Source organism: Corallococcus caeni, assembly GCF_036245865.1.
GTDB classification, from domain to species: domain Bacteria; phylum Myxococcota; class Myxococcia; order Myxococcales; family Myxococcaceae; genus Corallococcus; species Corallococcus caeni.
Genome location: NZ_BTTW01000001.1, coordinates 844,615 through 866,243 on the forward strand (window position 1 = coordinate 844,615; position 21,629 = coordinate 866,243).

20 protein-coding genes are annotated in these 21,629 nt (G+C 72.1%); 12 read left to right on the forward strand and 8 right to left on the reverse strand.

The window, feature by feature from the left end:
• Positions 1 to 16: 16 nt before the first annotated feature.
• Genes AABA78_RS03485 through AABA78_RS03505 form a run of 5 tightly spaced genes read left to right on the forward strand, consistent with a single transcriptional unit; the run spans position 17 to position 6,403 of the window.
• Positions 17 to 3,106: a type I polyketide synthase gene (locus AABA78_RS03485; protein ID WP_338261610.1), complete on the forward strand. Its 3,090-nt coding sequence runs from the start codon at positions 17 to 19 to the stop codon at positions 3,104 to 3,106.
• A gap of 12 nt (positions 3,107 to 3,118) precedes the next feature.
• Positions 3,119 to 4,420 carry a glycosyltransferase family 4 protein gene (locus tag AABA78_RS03490; protein ID WP_338261611.1) on the forward strand — a complete coding sequence of 434 codons (1,302 nt, stop codon included), beginning with the start codon at positions 3,119 to 3,121 and terminating at the stop codon, positions 4,418 to 4,420.
• Complete coding sequence (locus AABA78_RS03495) at positions 4,417 to 5,205, forward strand: thioesterase II family protein (RefSeq protein WP_338261612.1); 789 nt, start codon at positions 4,417 to 4,419, stop codon at positions 5,203 to 5,205. The genes AABA78_RS03490 and AABA78_RS03495 overlap by 4 nt, the downstream gene beginning before the upstream one ends.
• Positions 5,202 to 5,534 (forward strand): hypothetical protein, encoded by a 333-nt coding sequence (locus tag AABA78_RS03500; RefSeq protein WP_338261613.1) that lies wholly within the window; start codon positions 5,202 to 5,204, stop codon positions 5,532 to 5,534. The genes AABA78_RS03495 and AABA78_RS03500 overlap by 4 nt, the downstream gene beginning before the upstream one ends.
• A complete protein-coding gene (locus AABA78_RS03505; RefSeq protein WP_338261614.1) occupies positions 5,531 to 6,403 on the forward strand; it encodes a cupin-like domain-containing protein in 873 nt (290 codons plus the stop codon). The genes AABA78_RS03500 and AABA78_RS03505 overlap by 4 nt, the downstream gene beginning before the upstream one ends.
• A 16-nt stretch (positions 6,404 to 6,419) precedes the next feature.
• Here AABA78_RS03505 and AABA78_RS03510 read toward each other — a convergent pair whose 3' ends face one another.
• Positions 6,420 to 7,676 (reverse strand): glycosyltransferase 87 family protein, encoded by a 1,257-nt coding sequence (locus tag AABA78_RS03510; RefSeq protein ID WP_338261615.1) that lies wholly within the window; start codon positions 7,674 to 7,676, stop codon positions 6,420 to 6,422.
• Between the two features lie 196 nt (positions 7,677 to 7,872).
• Between AABA78_RS03510 and mug the strand changes: the two genes are divergently transcribed.
• Positions 7,873 to 8,373, forward strand: a complete 501-nt coding sequence (gene mug, locus AABA78_RS03515; RefSeq protein ID WP_370469445.1) for a G/U mismatch-specific DNA glycosylase — start codon at positions 7,873 to 7,875, stop codon at positions 8,371 to 8,373.
• Here mug and AABA78_RS03520 read toward each other — a convergent pair whose 3' ends face one another.
• On the reverse strand, positions 8,374 to 9,207 hold the full coding sequence (locus AABA78_RS03520) for a 3'(2'),5'-bisphosphate nucleotidase CysQ family protein (protein ID WP_171412489.1): 834 nt from the start codon (positions 9,205 to 9,207) through the stop codon (positions 8,374 to 8,376).
• A 167-nt stretch (positions 9,208 to 9,374) separates the two neighbouring features.
• Between AABA78_RS03520 and AABA78_RS03525 the strand changes: the two genes are divergently transcribed.
• Positions 9,375 to 9,878 carry a DUF3592 domain-containing protein gene (locus AABA78_RS03525; protein WP_338261617.1) on the forward strand — a complete coding sequence of 168 codons (504 nt, stop codon included), beginning with the start codon at positions 9,375 to 9,377 and terminating at the stop codon, positions 9,876 to 9,878.
• Positions 9,879 to 9,992: 114 nt separating this feature from the next.
• Positions 9,993 to 10,481, forward strand: coding sequence for a GNAT family N-acetyltransferase (locus AABA78_RS03530; RefSeq protein WP_171412491.1), 489 nt, complete (start codon positions 9,993 to 9,995; stop codon positions 10,479 to 10,481).
• A gap of 14 nt (positions 10,482 to 10,495) precedes the next feature.
• Here AABA78_RS03530 and AABA78_RS03535 read toward each other — a convergent pair whose 3' ends face one another.
• The 4 genes from AABA78_RS03535 to AABA78_RS03550 form a co-directional block, all read right to left on the reverse strand.
• On the reverse strand, positions 10,496 to 12,178 hold the full coding sequence (locus AABA78_RS03535) for a glutamine--tRNA ligase/YqeY domain fusion protein (RefSeq protein ID WP_338261618.1): 1,683 nt from the start codon (positions 12,176 to 12,178) through the stop codon (positions 10,496 to 10,498).
• A gap of 64 nt (positions 12,179 to 12,242) precedes the next feature.
• The gene (locus tag AABA78_RS03540) at positions 12,243 to 13,349 is read right to left on the reverse strand and encodes a glycosyltransferase (RefSeq protein ID WP_338262369.1); all 1,107 of its coding nucleotides are present in this window, start codon (positions 13,347 to 13,349) and stop codon (positions 12,243 to 12,245) included.
• Positions 13,350 to 13,429: 80 nt separating this feature from the next.
• Entirely contained in the window at positions 13,430 to 14,596 is a 1,167-nt protein-coding gene (locus tag AABA78_RS03545; RefSeq protein ID WP_338261619.1) for a GNAT family N-acetyltransferase, read from the reverse strand.
• Positions 14,596 to 15,411: a glycosyltransferase family 2 protein gene (locus AABA78_RS03550; RefSeq protein WP_338261620.1), complete on the reverse strand. Its 816-nt coding sequence runs from the start codon at positions 15,409 to 15,411 to the stop codon at positions 14,596 to 14,598. The genes AABA78_RS03545 and AABA78_RS03550 overlap by 1 nt, the downstream gene beginning before the upstream one ends.
• A gap of 135 nt (positions 15,412 to 15,546) precedes the next feature.
• Here AABA78_RS03550 and AABA78_RS03555 point away from each other — a divergent pair, with 135 nt between their 5' ends.
• Positions 15,547 to 16,446, forward strand: a complete 900-nt coding sequence (locus AABA78_RS03555; protein ID WP_338261621.1) for an alpha/beta hydrolase — start codon at positions 15,547 to 15,549, stop codon at positions 16,444 to 16,446.
• On the opposite strand, the gene AABA78_RS03560 is transcribed toward AABA78_RS03555, so the two are convergent.
• The gene (locus AABA78_RS03560) at positions 16,433 to 17,230 is read right to left on the reverse strand and encodes an arginyltransferase (RefSeq protein WP_338261622.1); all 798 of its coding nucleotides are present in this window, start codon (positions 17,228 to 17,230) and stop codon (positions 16,433 to 16,435) included. The two genes, AABA78_RS03555 and AABA78_RS03560, sit on opposite strands and share 14 nt — an antisense overlap.
• Positions 17,231 to 17,406: 176 nt before the next feature.
• Here AABA78_RS03560 and AABA78_RS03565 point away from each other — a divergent pair, with 176 nt between their 5' ends.
• From AABA78_RS03565 to AABA78_RS03575, 3 genes are all read left to right on the forward strand, one after another.
• Positions 17,407 to 17,577 (forward strand): hypothetical protein, encoded by a 171-nt coding sequence (locus AABA78_RS03565; protein ID WP_338261623.1) that lies wholly within the window; start codon positions 17,407 to 17,409, stop codon positions 17,575 to 17,577.
• Positions 17,578 to 17,860: 283 nt separating this feature from the next.
• A complete protein-coding gene (locus AABA78_RS03570) occupies positions 17,861 to 18,721 on the forward strand; it encodes a glycosyltransferase family 2 protein (RefSeq protein ID WP_338261624.1) in 861 nt (286 codons plus the stop codon).
• Positions 18,722 to 18,735: 14 nt separating this feature from the next.
• Positions 18,736 to 20,181 carry a type III PLP-dependent enzyme domain-containing protein gene (locus AABA78_RS03575; RefSeq protein WP_171413507.1) on the forward strand — a complete coding sequence of 482 codons (1,446 nt, stop codon included), beginning with the start codon at positions 18,736 to 18,738 and terminating at the stop codon, positions 20,179 to 20,181.
• Between the two features lie 6 nt (positions 20,182 to 20,187).
• Here AABA78_RS03575 and AABA78_RS03580 read toward each other — a convergent pair whose 3' ends face one another.
• Complete coding sequence (locus AABA78_RS03580) at positions 20,188 to 21,507, reverse strand: carboxylate--amine ligase (protein WP_338262370.1); 1,320 nt, start codon at positions 21,505 to 21,507, stop codon at positions 20,188 to 20,190.
• Between the last annotated feature and the right edge of the window lie 122 nt (positions 21,508 to 21,629).

The window sequence follows — 21,629 nt, forward strand, 5'->3', positions numbered from 1 at the left end:
CCAAGGAACACCGCCCGTGTCCCAGACCCTGACAGGTACGGAGATCGCAATCGTCGGCATGGCCGGACGCTTCCCGGGGGCCCGCTCCCTGGAGGAGTTCTGGCGCAACGTGTGCGACGGCGTGGAGTCCATCGAGCCGCTGACGGCCGAGGACGCGCTCAAGGCGGGCGCGTCCCCGGCGGCCCTGGCGGACCCGCACTTCATCCCGGTGGCCTCGCGGCTGGAGGACGTCGCCGGCTTCGACGCGGCGTTCTTCGGCTACACGCCGCGCGAGGCGGAGCTGATGGACCCGCAGCACCGCCTCTTCCTGGAGTGCGCGCTGGAGGCCCTGGAGGACTGTGGCCACGCGGCCCCGCCGGAGGACACGCTGGTGGGCGTCTTCGGCGGCCAGGCCCTGAGCACCTACCTGGTGCTGAACCTGCTGGGCAACTCGGAGCTGATGCGCACGGCGGATCCGCTCCAGCTCAACCTGGGCAACGCGGGCAGCTTCCTCACCACGCGCGCCTCCTACAAGCTGGACCTGCGCGGTCCCAGCTTCAACGTGGAGAGCGCCTGTTCCACGTCGCTCGTCGCGGTGCACGTCGCGTGTCAGAGCCTGCTCAACCACGAATGTGACGTGGCGCTCGCGGGCGGCGTGTCCATCAACCTGGGCATCCAGGGCGGCTACCGCTACGTGGAGGGCGGCATCCTCTCCCCGGACGGCCACTGCCGGCCCTTCGACGCGCACGCGCGCGGCATCGTCTTCGGCAGCGGCGCGGGGGTCGTGGCGCTGCAGCGGCTGGAGGACGCGCTGGCGAGCGGCAGCCCCATCCACGCCATCATCCGCGGCTCCGCGGTGAACAACGACGGCGGCGCGCGCGTGGGCTACACCGCCCCGGGCGTGGAGGGCCAGGCCTCCGTCATCTCCGAGGCCCTGGGCAACGCGGGCGTGTCCGCCGGCAGCATCGGCTACGTGGAGGCCCACGGCACGGGCACGCCGCTGGGCGACCCCATCGAGGTCCAGGCCCTCTCACGTGCCTTCGGCGACGAGGCGGGGCCGCGCACCTGCGCGCTGGGCTCGCTCAAGGCGAACGTGGGCCACCTGGACGCGGCCGCGGGCGTCGCGGGGCTCATCAAGGCGGCGCTCGCGCTCAAGCACCGCAAGCTGCCGCCCAGCCTGAACTGCGACACGCCCAACCCCAACATCCCCTGGGAGAAGAGCCCCTTCTACGTCAACACGGCGCTGCGCGAGTGGAAGGCCCCGGGCCACGGCCCCCGCCGCGCGGGCGTGAGCAGCTTCGGCATGGGCGGCACCAACGCCCACGTCATCCTGGAGGAGCCCCCGGCGCGCGTCCATGCCTCGGCCCCAGCCCCGCATGCGCCGGAGCTGCTGGTGCTGTCGGCGCGCACGGCCACTGCGCTGACGGCGCAGACGGAGCGGCTGGCGGAGCACCTGCGCGCGCACCCCGGGCTCGCACTGGGGGACGTGGCGAACACCCTCCAGGTGGGCCGTCGGCGCCATGCGCACCGCCGGACCGTGGTGTGCCAGGGCCGCGAGGACGCGCTGGCCGCCCTCGCGGATCCGTCGCGGTGGCTCACGGAGTTCGAGGAGCGCTCGCGACGCGGCACCGTCTTCATGTTCCCCGGCCAGGGCTCGCAGCACGTGGGCATGGCGCGGGGCCTGTATGACGGCGAGCGGGCCTTCCGCGCGGAGGTGGACGCGTGCGCGGCGAAGCTCCAGCCGCACCTGGGCCTGGACCTGCGGACGGTCCTCTACCCGCCCGCGAAGGACGAGGAGACCGCCGCCGCCCAGCTGCGCCAGACGCGCCTGGCCCAGCCCGCGCTCTTCACGCTCGAGTACGCGCTGGCGAAGCTGTGGATGTCCTGGGGTGTGCGGCCCGAGGCGATGGTGGGCCACAGCATCGGCGAGTACGTGGCGGCGTGCCTGGCGGGCGTCTTCAGCCTGCCGGACGCGCTGGCCCTGGTGGCCGCTCGCGGACAACTGATGCAGGAGTTGCCCCCGGGCGCCATGCTCTCCGTCGCGCTGTCCGAGGAGGAGCTGGCCCCGCTGCTGGATGCGCGGCTGTCCGTGGCGGCGGTGAACGCGCCCGGCCTGACGGTGGTCGCGGGGCCGGTGGACGCGGTGGAGGGGCTGAAGGCGCGGCTCCAGTCGCGCGGCGTCGTTCACCGGGCGCTGCACACGTCGCACGCGTTCCACTCGGAGATGATGGATCCGCTGCTCGCGCCCTTCACCGAACGGGTGCGCCGCGTGAAGCTGTCCCCGCCCCGCATCCCGTACCTGTCCAACGTCACCGGCACCTGGGTGACAGCCGAGGAGGCGACGAGCCCCGCCGCATGGGCGAACCACCTGCGCCGACCGGTGCGCTTCGCCGCGGCGCTCCAGACGCTGGGCCCCAGCCACGTCCTGCTGGAGGTGGGCCCCGGCCGGACGCTGTCCACCTTCGCGTCGCGGCAGACCGGACCGCGCGTCCCCGCCACCGCCGTGACGTCCCTGCCGCACCCGGAGGAGCGGACGCCGGACACGGTCGCCGCGCGCACCGCGCTGGGACGGCTGTGGATGGCGGGCGTGGACGTGGACTGGGCGGCCGTGCACGCGGGTGTGCCCCGTCAGCGCGTGTCCCTGCCCCCCTACCCGTTCGAGCGCAAGCGCTACTGGGTGTCCCCGGATGGCCCGCGCGCGCACGCGTCCGCGCCGGCCCCCATGGAGTCGCGGACGGCCGCGGCCCCGGAAGCGCCCGCGGCCCCGGGCCACACGCGCCCGGCGCTCCGCACGGAGTTCGTGGCGCCCTCCACCGACGACGAGCGGGCCCTGGCGCGCGTTTGGGAGGAGGTACTGGGCGTGCGGCCGGTGGGTGCGCACGACGACTTCTTCGCGCTCGGGGGCCACTCTCTCCTGGCCACCACGCTGGTGGGCCGCCTGCGGGACACCTTCGGCGCGGCCCTGCCGCTGCAGGCGCTGTTCGAGGCCCCCACCATCCACAAGCTCGCGGCCCGCGTCCAACAGCAGCGCGTCCACCCCGGTCCTGGCGACCCGGAGGTCGCGGCGCTGCTGCGGGTGCTGGATGAGCTGACGTCCCGGAAGGAAGCGGCGCGCCGCGCGCCGTAGAGAGAGCACACCATGGTTCCCCCCAACTCCCCGCCCGTCCGGGCGCTCATCCTGGCCATGGAGTACACGCCCAACATCGCGGGCGGCGTGGGCACGTACGTGTACGAACTGGCGCGCGGCCTGGTCCAGCAGGGCTGCGAGGTCGAGGTCGTCGCGTACACGCCGGGCGAGCCCGCGGTGCTGCGCGAGCCGCGCCTCACGGTGCACCTGGTGCCGCCCAGCCGCGAGAGCCTGTCCCAGGCGGCGCAGCTGTCGCTCGTGGGCGGCATCCGCCTCTTCAACGAGGACCTGCTGCGCGCCGCGCGCGAGCGCCTGCGGGAGGCGAAGCCGGACCTCATCCACTTCCACCAGTGGCACACCCACCGCGCCGCGCGGGCGCTGGGCCGCGAGGCGGGCGTGCCCGTTCTGGGCACCAGCCACTACATCTCCGAGCCCGCCGAGCGCTGGTGGGGCCAGACACCGGACCCCGAAATCCTGGAGGAGGAGCGCAGCCTCTACGACGGCTCCACGCCCATCATCTCCGTGAGCGCGTCCATGAGCGGGCTCATCCAGGAGACGTACGGCCTGCCCGCGTCGCTGCTGCACACCATCCACTGCGCCATGGACGCCGAGCCCTTCCGCAAGCCGTCCCACGCGCCAGAGGACTACGCGCGGCTGCGCGCGACGGTGGCCACGCCAGCGGACCCCATCGTCCTCTACACGGGCCGCCTGCATCAGATGAAGGGCATCAGCGCCATCTTCGCCGCGGCGGAGCGGGTGCTGGCGAAACGGCCGGAGGTTCGATTCCTGCTCGCGGGCGGAACCGACTCACGCGAATCCACGCAGATGGTGCAGGAGCTGTCCCAGCGCTACGCGCCGCTGCTGCCCCGCATCAAGCTGCTGGGCAAGCTGCCCCGTCCCCAGCTGGGGCTGCTCCACCGCATCGCGGACATCGCGGTGGTGCCCTCGCTGTACGAGCCCTTCGGCTACACCGTCATCGAGGCCATGGCGTCCGGCCTGCCCCTCGTGGTCACCGACTCCGGAGGCCCCGCGGAGATTGTCATCCCCGGAGAGACGGGACTCATCGTCCCCGTGAACCCGGGCGCCTCGGGCGGCCCCCGCGAGGTGGACGTGGACGCGTTCGCCGCCGCGCTGCTGGAATTGCTCGCGGACCCCGCCCGCGCCCGCCGCATGGGAGAGACGGGACAGCGCCGCGTGGTGGATGTGTTCAACCTGCCGCGCATGGTGGCCGCGAACCTCGCCGTGTACCACCAGGTGCTCCGCGCGCCCGCCCGTCCCCCGGCCCCTGGCGCCCGGCAGGAGGTGCGGCCATGAGCGCGGCGACGCCTTCCGGAGGCCTGGCCTTCCACGAGCCTCCTCCGTCCGCGGGGGTGCGCCTGTTCTGCCTGCCGCACGCGGGGGGCAGCGCGTCCCTCTTCCGCGGCTGGCAGAAGGGGATGGGGGCGGACATCGAGGTCTGCCCGGTGCAACTGCCCGGCCGGGAGAACCGGCTGCGCGAGCCACCCCTGCGCGAGCTGCCCCGGATGATGGACCTGCTGGTGGACGTCATCGCCGGGCACCCGGACAAGCCCTTCGCGCTCTTCGGGCACAGCATGGGCGCGCTGCTCGCCTTCGAGCTCTCGCGCACCCTGCGCGCGCGGGGGCTGCCCCAGCCGCTGCACCTCTTCGTCGCCAGCTACCGCGCCCCCCAGACGCTCCAGTCCGCACCGGCCACCCCGTCCACCCACGACATCGACGTGGCCGAGGCGCGGCGCCTGGGCTCGGCGCTGTCCCTGTCCGGGGAGATGGCGGAGGAGATGCTGTCGCTGATGCGCGGCACGCTGCTGGCGGACACCGCCCTGTGCGAGTCCTACCGCTTCACGCCAGGCCCGCCGCTGACGTGTCCGCTGTCCGCCTTCCGGGGCTTCGACGACTACGTCCCAGAGGACGCCACGCTGGCCTGGCGCGAGCTCAGCACCGGCCCCTTTTCCACCCAGACGTTCCTGGGCGACCACTTCTTCCTGCGAAACACCCCGCGCGGGCTCATCCAGAACCTGCGCAGGAGCCTCGTGAAACGCCCTGCTTCTTCCCTCCCGTCTTCCCAGGAGACACACCGATGAAGTACCTCGTCTACGTCAAGGACCGTCCCTCCGGCGTCCAGCCGCCGGATCCCGTCGCGCTCAACCGTTCGGTGCGCGCGTGGGTGGAGGCCCGCCTCATGGACCGCACCATGGACTGCGCCTATTACGTCCTGCCCAAGATGGGGCTCTGCATCATCAACGCGGACTCCCACGAAGCGCTGCTGTCGCTGCTGCGTGCCTGGCCGTCGTTCGCCTACCAGGAGTTCGAGATCCACATGCTGGCGGACGTGCGCCACGGCATCGACGACAACTTCGAACGGCTGCAGCGCACCGGCGCCCAGGGCACGCCCGCTCCGGAGGCGTCATGAGCGCCGCGACGCCCCTCGCCGGCTCCACCGCGCGGGCGCCGGAGAGAAGGCCGCTGCCGGCCAGCGACCGGCGGGGCTTCTTCGACGGGCTCGAAGCCGACGACAAGCCCGTCATCCTCACGGAGGCCATGAAGGACTGGCCCGCCGCGAAGCAGTGGACCTTCGACTGGTTCGCCAGGGAACTAGGGGAGACGCGCGTCCCGGTGGAGTGGCTGCGCTACAGCCGCAAGGACGGCGGTGGCGTGGAGCGCGTGGGCCGGGTGCGCGAGGCGAAGCTGCGCGACTACGTCCAGACGGTGAAGGGCCCGGACGCGCGGGACGCGGGCTACCTCATTGGCAACGACCTGTTCCGCATCCTCCCCCAGCTGCGCGGCGACGTGCGCTTCCAGGACTACGACGTCCCGCACCGGCTCACCGAGCAGCTCTTCTTCATGGGGCCCAAGGGCTGCTTCACCCAGCTGCACCTGGACCGCGCGCACAACCTGCACGCGGTGATGGTGGGCCGCAAGCAGTGGCAGCTCTACTCGCCCAAGCGGGACAAGGAGCTGCGGCCCTCGAAGCTGGGCCACGTCTGGTCGGTGATGAGCGCGTACGACCTGGCACCGGACGGCGGCCGCGCGGATCAACTGCCCGGCGGCCACGTCCCGGACTACGACTTCGTGCTGGAGGCCGGGGAAATCCTCTACCTGCCGTATGGCTGGTGGCACCGCGTACTCACCGTGGAGGACGCCATCGCCACCAACTACTGGTGGTGGACCTGGTCCATGCTGGCGCGCATTGGGCCCATGCTCATCCCGTCCATCACGCTGAGCGCGCTCAGCCGCATGCGCAAGCAGCGCGTGCTGGGCCGCGAGTTCAAGGAGCAGTGAGCCTCGCCCCGCGGCGTCAGGCGTCGGCCTGGGACACGCCGCCCCGGGCCGGCTCGCTGGATGGCGTGGGGGTCCCGGCGCGCCACGTCTCGCGGGCCCAGGCGACTCCCGCGCCCAGCACCATCGCGTTGCGCACGAGGAGCAGCAGCGTGTACGGCGGCTGGAAGCCCTTGCTGTAGGTGCTGCCCGCGAAGAGGCCGCGAGTCATCGCCGCGGCCACCAGCAGCACGACGGACGGCCCCACCCTGCCGGAGAGCAGCGCGAGCGCGGCGGCCCCGGTGAGCCAGATGAGGTACTGCGGGCTGAGCACCGGGTTGAGGATGACGAAGGCCGTGAGCGGCACCAGCGCCAGCCGGGCCAGGTCCTCGATGTGCACCGGAGGCCTGCGCCAGGCGGCGCGCACGGACACCGCCGCGGCCAGCAGCGAGCCCGCGACCCAGAGCTGGCGGGTGACGGCGCGGACCCCTTCCGCGTCCGCGCCGTGCAGCTCGTAGGAGGCGGGGGCGTGGACCCACTGGGCCTGGGCGAGGCCCAGCTGGTGCGCGGCCCAGAGCAGGCCCGCGGAGAAGGCCTCCACCTGGAGGCCCCGCTCGACGTGGAAGGACGCGAACTGCCACCACGGCCACACGAAGCTCAGCGGCACCAGCGGCAGCACGCCCGCGACCAGGCCCGTGAGCAGGGCCCGTGTCGGCTTCGCGCCCCGACGCCAGCACACCGCCAGGGCCAGCGGCACGAGGACCGCCGGGTAGAGCTTGGTGACGGTGCCCACCGCCAACGCCGCGCCGGCCCAGCCTTCACGGCGGCGCATCAGGGCCACCAGCGCGGCCAGCGCGAGCGCGGCGGGGATGACGTCGTAGCGCTTGAGGTAGTGCACGCTCTGGATCCAGCTGACGACGAAGTACGCCGCGAGCGGCGCCCACGCACGCCAGGACGTGCCCCACCGGCGCACCCCTTCGGACAGCAGGAGCCACTTGATGAACGCGTCGAAGAGCGTGAGCTGGAGGCCGAACGCGAGGATGAACCCGCGCAGGTCGCCACCCGCCCACGTCGCGGGCACGAACCACAGGAGCGCGTAGGGCGGGTACTCGAAGCGGAAGTCGCGGTTGGGGGTCGCGCCGTCCAGGAACGCGCGGGCCGTCCGGAAGTACAGCGGCAGGTCGCCCTCGCGGAGGGAGAGCGCGGCGTAGAGCACCAGCGGCAACACGCTCACGGCGAGCGCGACCCAGTGCCTGGGCGCGAGCCGGGAGGACGCGGACGGATTCGGAGCGGACACGGGGCGGCACTCTGCCCGTGTGGGCCGGGTGCTGTCGCCGGGGAAAGGCATCCGGCCCCTCCCCTGTCCGGCCCCCGGCCGGGCGCATCGCCGTGCGACGCGGCATCCCACCCGCTAGGTTCCGGGCCAGGTCTCCCACTCCATGAAGCTCCACCGCCCCACGAAGGACGAGCTGTTCGCCGCCACCGGCCGCACCATGAAGGACCTGCTGGCCCCGGGCCTGCGGGTGCTCTTCTGCGGCATCAACCCCAGCCTCTACTCCGCGGTGGTGGGGGTGCACTTCGCGCGGCCGGGCAATCGCTTCTGGCCGTCGCTGCACGCGTCGGGCTTCACGCCGCGCCGCCTGCAACCCTCCGAGCAGGAGGAGCTGCTGGGCCTGGGCCTGGGCATCACCAACGTGGTGGACCGGGCCACGGCGAGCGCGGACATGCTGGACGCGGAGGAGTACGCGGAAGGGGCGAAGTCGCTCGCCCGCAAGGTGAAGCGCTACCGCCCGAGGTACCTCGCGGTGCTGGGCCTGGGCGCGTACCGCACCGCCTTCGCGCGGCCGAAGGCGAGGTTCGGCCTCCAGGAGGAGACGCTGGGCGACACCCGGCTGTGGGTGCTGCCCAATCCCAGCGGGCTCAACGCCAGCTACCAGCTGCCGGACCTCGCGCGGCTGTACGGCGAGCTGCGCCGCGCGGTGGAGGCCCGCTGACTACTTCAGCAGGCCGGACTCGCGGGCCACCTGCGAGGCGACGGGCAGCACCTTGTCGAAGGCGGCGGCGTTGCACGCGAGCAGGCCCCGGCGGTTCTGGAGCTCGGAGCCGTCGTACAGGTACGCGTTGCCCGCGAGGTCCGTGAGCACGCCGCCCGCGGAGCGGATGACGGCCTCCGGCGCGCAGTTGTCCCAGCGGTAGCTCTTGTCGCTCACGTGCACGTAGAGGTCGCAGCGGGCCTCCGCCAGCAGGCCGCACTTGAGCCCCACCGAACCGGACTCCGTCTCCTTCGTGATGCCCAGCCGCTGCACCACCGCGTCCGTCGTCTTGGAGCGGTGCGAGCGCGACACCACCAGCCGCAGCTGCGCGGGGTCCGCCACGTCCGACACGCGCAGCGCGCGGCGGCCCTGGGGGTCCTCCACGTAGCCCTGCTCGCCCACGACGCCGGAGTACAGGACGTCGCCCACCGCGCGGTAGACGACGCCCAGCGCCGCCCGGCCCTCCACCGCGAGGCCGATGTGGATGGCGAACTCGCCGTTGCGGTTGACGAACTCCTGCGTGCCGTCGAGCGGATCCACGAACCAGCAGCGGCTGAAGCGCTTCGCGTCGGAGACGTCCTCCTTCTCCTCCGCCACCACGCCGTCGGCCGGGAAGGCCTTGCGCAGCTCGCCCACGATGAAGGCGTTGGCGCGCTCGTCCGCCACCGTGACGGGCCCGGCGCCGCCCGCCTTGTCCGTGACGGAGAAGTCCGTGGCGTAGACCTGCAGGAGGATGTCACCAGCCTGGCGCGCGATGCGCCGGGCCACTTCGAGCTCTTGGGCGAGTGCGGACATGGAGGCCCCCGAGTCTACTGGGGCGAATTGCCCCTCGTGGGGAAATCTGCCCCGCCGCGAACGCCCCACCGTCCAGGGCGGAAGCCCTGGCCCGGTGGCTGCAATCCCGGGGGGATTCGTCTTCCTCCCCCGGGCAGCACGGCGGGGTGCAAGCAAGGACTCGAACGATGATGAAGTGGCTGATGGGACTGGCCCTGCTGGGCATTGGCGTGGCGCTGGCGTTCGCGGGCGGGCGGATGGTGTACCGCTCCAAGGCGAGCAAGGACTGGCCCACCGCTCAGGGCACCGTGCTGACCTCCCGCGTGGAGACGCTGCGCAGCAAGCGCGCGGTGAGCTTCCGCCCGGAGGTGAGCTACCGCTACGAGGTGAACGGCGTCCCGTACACCTCCGACACGGTGGCCTTCGACGGCCACGGCTCCGGCGGGCTCGCGGACGCGCAGGCCGTGTCGCGCCACTACGCGGCGGGCTCGCCGGTGACGCTGCACTACGAGCCGGAGGACCCCTCCGTGGCGTGCCTCCAGTGCGGCGACACGGGCGTCGTGAACTACCTGGTGACGCTGGGCGGCGCGGTGTTCGCGCTGGTGGCCGCCTGGGGCCTGGTGGAGCTGGCCCGCACCAGCCTGCGCGACAGCAAGCGCGCCGCCCCGCCGATGCGCGCGAAGGCCCGGTAGGCAACGCCGGGCCGCCCCTTCAAGTGACGGGCTGAGCACTTCCAGCGGGAAGACTTCGACAGGCGCGGCCTGGGGTGCCCATCCTGGGGCGGACACCCGCTTCCTGGAGAACGCATGCCCGTCACCATCCGCCCCGCGAAGGACTCGGACGCGCCCGCGCTGGGCCGCATGGGCGCGGCGCTCGCGCGTCAGCACCATGGCTTCGACGCCCAGCGCTTCATGGTCCCGGACGACGTGGAGTCCGGCTACCGCTGGTGGCTGGGCAAGGAGGCGCGCCGTCCGCAGGAGGCCGTGGTGCTGGTGGCGGAGCTGGACGGCGAGGTCGTGGGCTACTGCTACGGCCGGTTGGAGGGCGTGGACTGGAACATGCTCCTCGACAAGCACGGCGCCCTGCACGACATCTGGGTGGAGGCGACGGCGCGCGGCACCGGCACCGGCCGGCTGCTCGCGGAGGCCATGGTGCAGCGGCTCACGGAGATGGGCGCGCCGCGCGTCGTCCTCAGCACCGCCGCGAAGAACGAAGCCGCGCGGCGCCTGTTCGAACGGCTGGGCTGGCGTCCCACCATGGTGGAGATGACCCGTGAGACGCCGCCCCGTTCCTGAGCGAAGGACGCGCCCTACTTCTTCTGCTCCTTCACCCACGAGTCCTTCAGCGTCACCGTGCGGTTGAAGACGGGCGCGCCCGGCTTGGAGTCCACCGCGTCCGCGCAGAAGTACCCCAGGCGCTCGAACTGGAAGCGGTCGCCCGGCTTCGCCTCCGCCAGGCCCGGCTCCACGCGCGCGCCGGTGAGGGTCTCCAGGCTGTTCGGGTTGAGGAACTCCTTGAAGTCCTTCGCCTCGTCCTTGTCCGGCTGCTCCACGGAGAAGAGCCGGTCGAACAGCCGCACCTGCGCCACGGGCGCGTTGCCCGGCACCCAGTGCAGCGTGCCCTTCACCTTGCGGCCATCCGGCGAGTCGCCACCGCGCGTCGCTGGGTCGTAGGTGCAGCGCAGCTCCGTGATGTTGCCCGCGGCGTCCTTGATGACCTTCTCGCACTTGATGAAGTACGCGGAGCGCAGGCGCACCTCCTTGCCCGGCGCCAGGCGGAAGAAGCCCTTCTCCGGCACCTCCTGGAAGTCGTCCGCCTCGATGTAGAGCTCGCGCATGAACGGCACCTTGCGCGTGCCCATGTCCTCGCGCTTCGGGTGGTTCGCCGTCTCCAGCTCCTCCGTCTGGCCCTCGGGGTAGTTCTCCAGCACCACCTTGAGCGGACGCAGGACGGCCATGGCGCGCGGCGCCGTCTCGTTGAGGTCGTCCCGGATGGACAGCTCCAGCACGCCCATGTCGATGAGGCTGTCGGACTTGCTCACGCCGATGCGCTTGGCGAAGTCGCGCAGCGATGCCGGCGTGTAGCCCCGGCGGCGCAGGCCGCTGATGGTCAGCATGCGCGGATCATCCCAGCCGGAGACGCGCTTCTCCTGCACCAGCTGGAGCAGCTTGCGCTTGCTCATCACCGCGTAGGTGAGGTTCAGCCGCGCGAACTCGTACTGGTAGGGCCGGTCACCCTTGATCAGCGCGTCGACGATCCAGTCGTACAGCACGCGCCGGTTCTCGAACTCCAGCGTACAGACGGAGTGCGTGATGCCCTCGATGGCGTCCGACAGGCAGTGCGCGAAGTCGTAGAGCGGGTAGATGCACCACGTGTCGCCCGTGCGGTGGTGGTGCGCGTGCCGGATGCGGTAGATGGGCGGGTCGCGCAGCACGGGGTTCGACGACGTCATGTCGATCTTCGCGCGCAGCGTGTGCTTGCCGTCCGGGAACTCGCCCGCCTTCATCCGGCGGAACAGGTCCAGGTTCTCCTCCACCGTGCGCGTGCGGTACGGGCTGTCCTTGCCCGGCGTGGTGAAGTTGCCGCGGTACTGGGAGATCTCCTCCGGCGACAGGCTGCACACGTAGGCCTGGCCCTGCGAAATCAGCTGCTCCGCGAAGGCGTAGAGCCGGTCGAAGTAGTCGGACGCGAAGAAGCGCCGGTCGTCCCAGTCGAACCCGAGCCAGCGCACGTCGCGCTGGATGGACTCCACGTAGTCCGTGTCCTCGGTGAGCGGGTTGGTGTCGTCGAGCCGCAGGTTGCACTTGCCGCCATACTGCTGCGCCAGCCCGAAGTTCAGCACGATGGACTTGGCGTGGCCGATGTGGAGGTAGCCGTTGGGCTCGGGCGGGAAGCGGGTGTGCACGCGTCCGCCGTGCTTTCCCGCCCGCCGGTCTTCCTCAACGACTTCCTGGAGGAAGTTGAGGCCCTGCGTCTCGTTCGTCGTCGTCATGATGGGTGCGAATCCTCTTGAAGCGGGACCAGGGGAGCAAGGTTTTCCTGACCCGGCCCCGGGTTCAGACCTCCGCCAGCAGCGACTCCCAGGCCTTGAGCGCCCGCTCGGCGGACAACTCGTCCGCCCGGTCCAGGGCCCGCTGGCGCAGCCCGTCGCGCCACCCGGCGTCCTCCACCACGCGGGACAGGGCCTGGGCCATGGCCGCGTCGTCCCCCATGGGGACCAGCACCCCCGCCCGCCCCCCGTCCAGGGCCTCGGCGGGGCCAGAGGGACAGTCCGTGCTGACGATGGGGCAGCCCAGCGCGAGCGCCTCCAGCAGCACCATGGGCAGGCCCTCGAAGCGCGAGGACAGGGCGAACGCCGTGGCCCGCCGCATCAGCGCGTGCGGGTTGTCCGCGTAGCCTGGCATGAACACGGAAGCCTCCACCCCCAGTTCCGCCACCAGCGCCTTCAGCTCCGCCTCCAGCGACCCCACCCCCAGGACGAGCAGGTGGGTGTCCGTCCCGGCGGCCCGCATCCGGGCGTGCGCGCGGATGAGCATGTCGAAGGACTTCTGCGGCTCCAGCCGGCCCACCGCGATGATCACGGGCTTCTGGAACACCGGCTCCGCCCACGCGGGCAGGGGGGCGTCCGCCGCGGCGCGGATCCGCTCGGCGTCCACGAAGTTGGGGATGACCTCCAGCCGCTCGCGGTCCACGTTCACCAGCTCCGCGAACGCCTTCGCGGAGTCGTAGCCGCACGCCACGATGCGGTCCATGCCCGGGTAGAGCACCTTCAGGCCCCAGAGCTGACGGCGCGGCTGTTCCCGGTGGAACGCCCCCCAGTCGAAGTGCACCATCCCCAACACGGGCTTGCCCAGGAGGGCCCCCGCCATCCGCGCCAGCAGGGCCGCCCTTCCCTCCTGCCCGGAGACGATGATGTCCGCCTTGCGCGCCTCGTGGAACAGCCGCCACAGCATCCGCGGCAGCTCCCAGCGCCGGTAGGCCTCCACGCCCACGCCCCAGGAGATGGGCACGTCCGCCGGGATGCGCCCGCGCGTGTCCGGCGGCGGCGGCCCGTGGTGGAAGAACAGCGAGGGATCGAACCGCTCCCGGTCCAGGCCCGCCAGCACGTTGCACACCGAGCGCTCGATGCCCCCCGTCCCCATGAACACGAGCGTGAACAACACACGCTTCCGCCCGGGTGCCGGGACCGCCATGTCTCGCGCCTGCAGTTCCAATGTCTGGGATTCCCGGTAAGAGACGATTTTCAACCTCCCGCCCGGCGCGCGAGCGTCCGACGGGCCCACCCTTGGAGTTGCTCGTTGCTCAATAGCTCACGCACCTTGCGATAGGTAGCGAAGGCCACGCGGCCCCGCCACTCAGGAGACAGTTGAACGGCGTCGTGCCGGTGGATCTCCCGGGGGCCCCAGCGCAGCTTTGAAACATCCCTCCCGGACGACAGGTGGGCGAACTTGAGCCCCTGGGCGATGGCGTACTGGAGGGCCTCCGCCACGGTGGTGGTCATCACGCTGTAGTCGCTCCAGCGGGGCAGATAGCCGGAGTAGTAGAGATACAGCGTGTCGCCCAGCACGAAGCCCACGCGGGTGGCGACCACCGCCCCGCCGATACACAGTTGAAACACCCGCACGGCGTCCTGCCGGGCGAGCTCCTGGCACAGGGCCGTCAGGAAGTCCCGGGCCTGCGCCGAGCTGAACACGTCGCGGTGACGCACGCCCGCGTCCTGCGCCTGCGCGCGGGCCTGGTGAAGCTGGAAGAACCTGGTGAGCGCCGGGGCGACCTCCTCCGGCGTGCGCGCGACCTGGAAGGTGAAGGAGAGCCCGTCGCGCTTGAGCGAGTTGTAGCACTTGCGCAGCGACTCCTTGATGTTGCGCGAGCGGCCCGCCTTGAACGCCTCCCACGTGGGCGCGAGCTGCAGCACGTACGCGGGCACCTCGTGCAGCGGCGTGAGCGGCGACATCCGGGACAGCTCCCCCGCCGCGGGACCCTGCAGGTCCAGCCCGCTCCAGAGGATCCAATCCCACTCCGACGCGTGCGCGCGCAGGTGGCGCGTGACGGCCGCGAAGGCGGGGGCCTCCAGCTCCGGCGCGCAGATGAGCCCGCGCAGCTCCGTGACGTTGGGGTCCGCGCCCAGGAGCTGGAGCACGCGGAAGCGCACGGGCCCGGAGCCCGGGCGCTCCGTGAGAATGAGCGGCGCCACGGCGCGCAAGGCTCCATCCGCGCTCCGCAGCGCGAGCACGCGGAGGTGGTCGCGCACGCTGCGGCGCCGCTCCTGGAAGTGGCGCCACCAGGTGACGTTCCACTCCCAGGTGGCGAAGGGCAGCCCCTGCCCCACCCGCGCCGCCAGCGCCCGCCACTCCGGGCCCAGCGCGTGGAGCCCCTCCACCGTGTCCACCTGTTCGACGGTGAGGCGCATCAGAGCCACCGCAGGACGGTGCGGGTGGCGAGCTTCAGCGCGGTGTGCTCCGCCGCGCCCCACTCCCGCCGGTAGCGTTCGTGGATGAGCCGGTACGCGCTCGCCGCCTTGCTGGCGTCGCGCTCGTTGTGCATCAGCGACGGCGCGCCGGTGCGGTACTCCAGCACCACGCGGTCCAGGAACACCGCGCCCGCGCGGCGGATGGCGCGCAGGTAGAAGTCCACGTCCTCCACCAGCGGCAGCCGCGTGTCGTAGCCGCCGACGCGCGGCAGCAGCTCCCGGCGGATGAGGCACGCGGAGTTCACCAGCACCGTGGGGCGGAACAGCATGTTCGCCACCATCCAGCGCCGCGACCCCAGGCGCTGCGCCACGCGCGCCCGGCGCGCCGCGTCCTCGAAGTAGGCCGTCTGACGGGCCAGCACCCCGGCGTCCTCTCCAAAGGGCGCCACGCGGCCAAAGGCCACCCCCCGGTCCGGATGCGCGTCGAGCGCCTGCATCAGCGCCCGGTAGGCCCCCGGCGCCGCGCGGTCGTCGTCGTCCAGGAAGTGCAGGTAGCGGCCGGTGGTGAGCGGCCAGCCCTCGTTGCGCACCGTGGCGGGGTTGCCGCCGGTGGGCACGTCGCGCTTCACGTAGCGCACGCGCGCGTCCCCGAGCGCCAGGACGGGCTCCCGCGCGGAGCCCTCCGGACTGTCGTCCAGCACCAGCACCTCCACGCGCACGCCCTCGTCCGCCTGGGACAGCGCGCTCTTCACGGCCTCCACCACGAGCGCCGGACGGCGGAAGGTGGGCACCACCACGGAGACCTCAGGCGTCATCTCGGCACCTCCAGCCAGGGCACCCCCATGTGCGCCTGGCGAGGCAGGGCTCGGGCCCCACTGCTTGGGGGCTCAACGAGCCCGGGGCCTCCTGCCGTGCACTGGACTCCGGGTATAGGCTCACAATCCATCCTCGTGAAGAAACCCAACCATCCCCGCCCCGCCCGCCTCATCGCGCTCGCCCTCGTGGGCGTGCTCGCGGTGGTGGCCGTCATCGCGTACCGCAACGTCCGCACCGCCCGCGCCGTCTTGCACCCCGCGCGCCAGCCGCTGAAGCCCGTGGCGGAAGGCGCGCTCGCGGAGCGCACGAACGTGGCGCTGCGCACGCGTGACGGGCTGACGCTGCGCGGCTGGTACCTGCCCTCGCGCAACCACGCGGCGGTGGTGGTGATGCACGGCTTCGCTGAGAACCGCACGCAGATGCTCTTCGAGGCGGAGGTGCTCTCCCGCGCGGGCTACGGCGTGCTGCTCTTCGACTCGCGCGGCCACGGCGAGAGCGAGGGCGACCTGGTGACGTGGGGCGACCGCGAGCGCGAGGACCTGCGCGCGGCGGTGGACTTCGTCTCACACCGCGACGACGTGGACCCCTCACGCCTGGGCGTGCTGGGCTTCTCCATGGGCGGCACCACCGCGATGCTGGAGGCGCTGGAGGATGACCGCCTCAAGGCGGTGGCCGCCGCGGGCGCGTACCCGTCGCTGGAGGCGGACACGCGCTACAGCTACGGCAAGTGGGGGCCGCTGAGCTCCCAGCCGGTGCTCTGGACGATGCGCCTGTCCGGCGTGGACGTGGACGCGGTGGACCCCATGAAGCGCCTGTGTGACTTGAAGGGCCGGCCGCTGCTGCTGATCAACGGCGACGTCGACGCGTACGCACCCGCGTTCCTCCAGGACGCGCTGTTCCAGGCCGCGTGCGAACCCAAGTCCTACTGGGTGGTGCCCGGCGCGCACCACGGCGAGTACGCGAAGAAGGCCCCGGAGGAGTACGCGCACCGCCTGCGCGCCTTCTTCGACGCGGCGCTGCTCAGCGGCTCCTGACCGCCTCCGGCCCCACGGGCGCTGGCGCGTCAGGCGCTGGCGCGTCGGGCGCGGCGCGCCACTCCGGCGGCGCGTCCAGCGCGGGGCGGCCCTCCAGCAGCTCGTGCGGACGGAAGCCGGCCTTGTAGCGCAGCGAGTCGCACGCGAGCACGCGGTAGCCCAGGTACACGTAGGGGATGCCCCGCTCGCGCGCCAGCTCCACCTGGAACAGCACGCTCGCCTTGCCCAGCGACAGCCGCGCGTAGGCGGGGTCGTAGAAGAAGTACACCGCGCTCCACGCGTGCGGCGTCTCGTCGCACAGGCCCAGCCCCACCAGCTTCGGGCCCGCCGGGTCGCTGTCGTCGTACCAGGCCACCTCGCGCGCGGACGGGTGCGGGAAGGCGAACTGGAGCGAGTACTCCCGCGCGCCCAGCTCGGACGCCTCCCACTCGCGCGACGCCTCCCGCTCCGCGTGCCACGCGCGGTACAGGGCCAGACGCTCCTCGTCCACGCGCGGCGGGCCCACCTCCACGCGCAGGTGCGCGCACGCGGCGCGGGCCCGGCGCTGGCTGCGGTTGGGCGTGAAGCCCGCCACCGGCACGCGCAGGGACACGCACTCGTTGCACGCCGCGCACGCGGGCCGGAAGTACTGCGGTCCGAACCGGCGCCAGCCGCGCACGAGCAGGTGCTCGTACTCCTGCGCCGTGACGTTGCGCATCAGCAACGTCTCCAGGGACGCCTCCCGGTCCGGCAGGTAGCTGCACGGGCGCGGGGGTTCGACTTCATGTGCCAGCAGGACGGCCATCGGTGTTCCCTTCCTGTCGGCCCCGGGCTCGCGCGTCAAGCCATGCCTGCCCGGCTGGCGACCCACCCTCCGTCGGAAACGACCCGGCTGCGTGGGCCGTTTCGTACCAACAGGTGGCACAACGGCTGCAAGCCTCGGGGTGTAGCCGAACCGCTTGCGGAAGAGGATGGACGCACATGGCCCGCGAGGAACTGCATCCTGGATGGCTGCCGCTGGAACCGGAGGAGGCCGACGGTCCCCTCTGGAGCGACGCGTTCGTCGAGGAGGATGACGCCTCGCTCCAGGCCGCCGAGGCCGACGTCGTGGACGACCTGGACGCGTTCGACTTCGCCATCGCCAGCTTCTGAAAGGCCGTGGGCAGGCGGCCACGGTGCGGCAAATCTGTCGCGATCCGACTGCAAGTCTTGCCGGTCCGCCTGCAGATATTGCCGGTCCGCGCCCCTGAAGGGGCCGTAGAAACTTCCGAGAAATCGCGAGAGGGCCCGCCGCGTTCGCTTGCCCGGACAGCAGGCGGGTAGCCCCGGACACAGGGGCGGATGAGATGCCCCCCGGGGTGGTGGAATGCCTCGCGGGCGGGGAGGCCCGGCTGGCTTCTCAGTCGTGGGGCGCCCCCGGTATAAACGCCGGCCTATGTCCTCAATCGACGTCTCGGTCGTGATGCCCACCTACAAGCGCGAGAAGGAGGTGGTGGAGGCCATCCACTCCGCGCTGCGTCAAGAAGGCGTCCAGGTGGAGGTGCTCGTCCTGGACGACTCGGCGGAGGGCACGGCGCGCGACGCGGTGCAGGGCCTTGGCGACTCGCGCGTGCGCTACATCCAGCAGGAGGTGCCGTCGAAGGGGCGCCCCGCGCTGGTGCGCAACCACGGCGCCACGCTGGCGAAGGGCCGCTACCTGCACTTCCTGGACGACGACGACACGCTCGCCGAAGGCGCGCTCAAGGCGATGGTGACGGCGCTGGACGCGCGCCCGGACGCGGGCGTGGCGGTGGGCTGGGTGGTGCCCTTCAGCGAGGACCCGGAGTGGCTGGAGGACAAGAGCAGCTACTTCGAGCGGGTCGCGAAGGTGGGGGCCACCACGCCCAACAGCGCGTGGACGGTGGCGCACATCCTGTTCCTGGGCACGCTGTACGTGAACTCCGCGTGCATGGTGCGCCGCGAGTACTTCCAGCCGCTGGGCGGGTTCGACCCCAACATCCCCGTCTACGAGGACGTGGACTTCTACATGCGCGGCATCCGCCGCTACGGCCACGTCTACGTGAACCGGCCCATCCTCAACTACCGCGTGGGCAAGCCGTCGCTGATGAACGACCTGGGCAAGACGGGCGCGAAGGTGGAGAAGTCCGTGGCGGAGTCCAACGCCATCATCCACAACAAGTACCGGCGCGAGCACGGGGAGCTGGAGTACCGGCTCCTGCAGGTGGCCACGCGCGCGCTGAAGGGCCGCTTCGGCCTCACGCGCTATCTCCCCCTCAAGCTGCCTGGCGTCTCCTGAAAGGGCCCCTCACCGTGAGCCTGCGTCGTCGTCTCGTTGGAACCGCCAAGCGGCAGTTGAAGCAGACCCTGGGGCCCGTCGTGCAGCGCGCGATGGCCCCCGCGCGTGCCTTCCTCCCCCCGGAGACCTGGAGCCTGGAGTCGCGCGCCGGCCAGGGCCTCTTCCTGGAGGGCGTGTCGCTGTCGCGGCTCGCGAGCGAGTACGGCTCGCCGCTGCACGTGGTGCACATGGCGGCGCTGCACCGCAACGCGGACGCGTTCCAGGCCGTGCCCCCGGGCGCGGCGGGCGGCTGCGAGGTGTACTACTCGTACAAGACCAACCCCGTGCCGGGCGTGCTGTCCGCGCTGCACGCGCGCGGCGTGGGCGCGGAGGTCATCTCCGCCTACGAGCTGTGGCTCGCGCTCAAGCTGGGCGTGGCGCCGGAGCGCATCGTCTACAACGGCCCGGTGAAGTCGGACGCGTCCATCCGCGAGTCCATCACCCGGGGCATCGGCCTGCTGGCCGCGAACCACCGCGAGGAGCTGGACGTCTTCTCACGCCACGCGGCGGAGCTGGGCAAGCGCCCGCGCGTGGCCGTGCGGGTGACGACGGCCACGGGCTGGACGTCGCAGTTCGGCACGCCCATCGCGGGAGGCCAGGCGCTGGCGGCGTACCGGCAGGCGCTCTCCGCGGGCACGCTGGACGTGGTGGGCCTGCACGCGCACCGGGGCGAGCTGATCCGCACGGAGGGCGAGCTGGAGGGCTTCGTCGGCTCGGTGCTGGACTTCGCGGATGAGCTGCACCGTGAGCTGGGGCTGGACCTGGAGGTGCTGGACCTGGGCGGAAGCCTCTGCACGCCGACGGTGGAGCACATCGAGCAGCGGGACTGGCGGCTCAACCTCACCTTCCAGCGCGACCTGCCCGCGCCGGACTTCGCGGCGGCGCTCTCCATCGAGCGGTACGTGGCGAAGGTGGTGTCGCAGGTGGAGGCGCACTACGCGAAGCAGGGCCGCAAGCGTCCGCGCATCTTCCTGGAGCCGGGCCGCGCGATGACGGGCAACACGCAGCTGCTGCTGGGCCGGGTGCACGCGCTCAAGGAGGGCGGCGAGCGGACGTGGGCGGTGCTCGACATGGGCATCAACCACGCCGAATGCGTGCGCAACGAGTACCACCAGCTCTTCCACGTCGAGCGCCCGGCCGCGTCCGCGCACCGCGCGTACACGGTGGTGGGTCCCATCTGCACGCCGGGCGACACGCTGTACCACGCGGTGCGGCTGCCGGAGCTGAAGGTGGGCGACACGCTGGCCATCATGGACGCGGGCGCGTACTTCGTGCCCTTCGGCACGTCCTTCTCCTTCCCGCAGCCGGCCATCGTGGGCGTGGAGGGCGGGAAGGTGCGGCTCTTGCGCCGGGCGGAGACGCACGAGGACCTGGTGACGTTCGACGACCCGGTCCCCGCGGCCCCTCGCGCCGCGGGCTGACGGCCTTCAGCGGTTGAGGACCATCATCCGGAGGAAGGCGCGCGGGTGGCGCGCGGCCCCGTAGGAGATGGTGGCCAGCTCCACCGCCGCGGGCATCATGTCGTCCCGGTCGATGAGCGGATCCACCGCCGTCTCCTTGTGGGTGTTGAACCACTGCCGCCACTGCCGGGCCTCGTCGGCCGGCAGCGCGCCGGACAGCCGCTGGAGGTTGAGCAGCATCTCCAGCGCGATGCGGTTGCAGAACACCGCGTCCTCGTGCGCCGCGGCGGCGTCGCGCGCGTCCTCCACCGCGCGCGTGAGCGCGTCCCGGTCCCCCGTGGCCGCGTGGTACGCGAGCAGCGGCAGGGGCAGCCCGCGCGCGATGTCGAAGCCCATCTGCCCGTAGAAGCGCGGGTTGAAGTCGATGAGGAGGTACGAGTCCTTCGTCTGGATGAACTCCACCTCGAAGACGCCGTGGTAGCCCAGCTTCTTGCACAGCCGGGTGAGCCCCGCGACGAGGTCCGGGCGCAGCGGCGCGGACTCGAAGCAGACGCCCACGCCCAGGCGGCGCGGACGCTGGAGGACCTTCATCGCGGCGCGGGCCTCGAAGAGCTCGCCGGACTCGTCCACGAAGCCGGAGAGGCTGTAGATGCCCTCCGCGGCCTCCGGGTGGAACTCCTGCACCATGGGGTTCACCACGGCCGGGTCGAACTTCACGAGCATGGGCGCGTACGTGTCGCGCGCGAACTCGCGGTACTCGCGCGCCAGGTCGTCCGGGGACGACACCGGCTGCCCCTTGCGGTGCGTGGCGTGGAGGATCTGCGTGGTGGGCTTGAGCAGCACCGGGAAGTTCGCCTCGCGGCGCACCTGCTCCAGGTCCTCCTCCGACTGGGGGAACCAGGTGCGCGGCAGGTGCAGGCCGGCTTCCGTGCCCAGCTCGTAGAGGCGGCGCTTGTTGAGCAGCCCGTACACCGCGTCCACGCCCGGGTCGTAGAGGTGGAAGAGGTCCTCCAGCTTGGAGCGGTGCGCGGCGATGAGCCACGCCAGCTCGTCGCTCGTCGGGTAGAGCACGTGCTTGACGGGCTCGCGCAGGCCGAAGTCCACCAGCCACTGGAGGAAGGCCTCCGGCCGCGACTCCGGCGGGCACTGCACGCGGCGGCTGACGAAGCGCGAGTAGCTGGCCGGCCCCAACCGGCCGGTGTCCGCCACCGTCACGTCCACGCCGTGGCGGCCCAGACAGCGGGCGGCGGCCAGGGTGCCGTAGAAGTTGGCGGAGAACAGCAACGCGGGGGGGCGGGCCGCGATGGCGGCCGCGGGGGCCTCATCGGAGAAGGCGGCCTCTTGCATCTCATGCTCCAGGTTCGCGGGGTCGGCCTCGCGGCGCGGACGCGCGGAGGAACGACGGGATGGGCGGTGGGGACGCTGCGCGAGGCGGCCGCCCCCGAGGTCCGGGGTTGACGGGCCGGCGA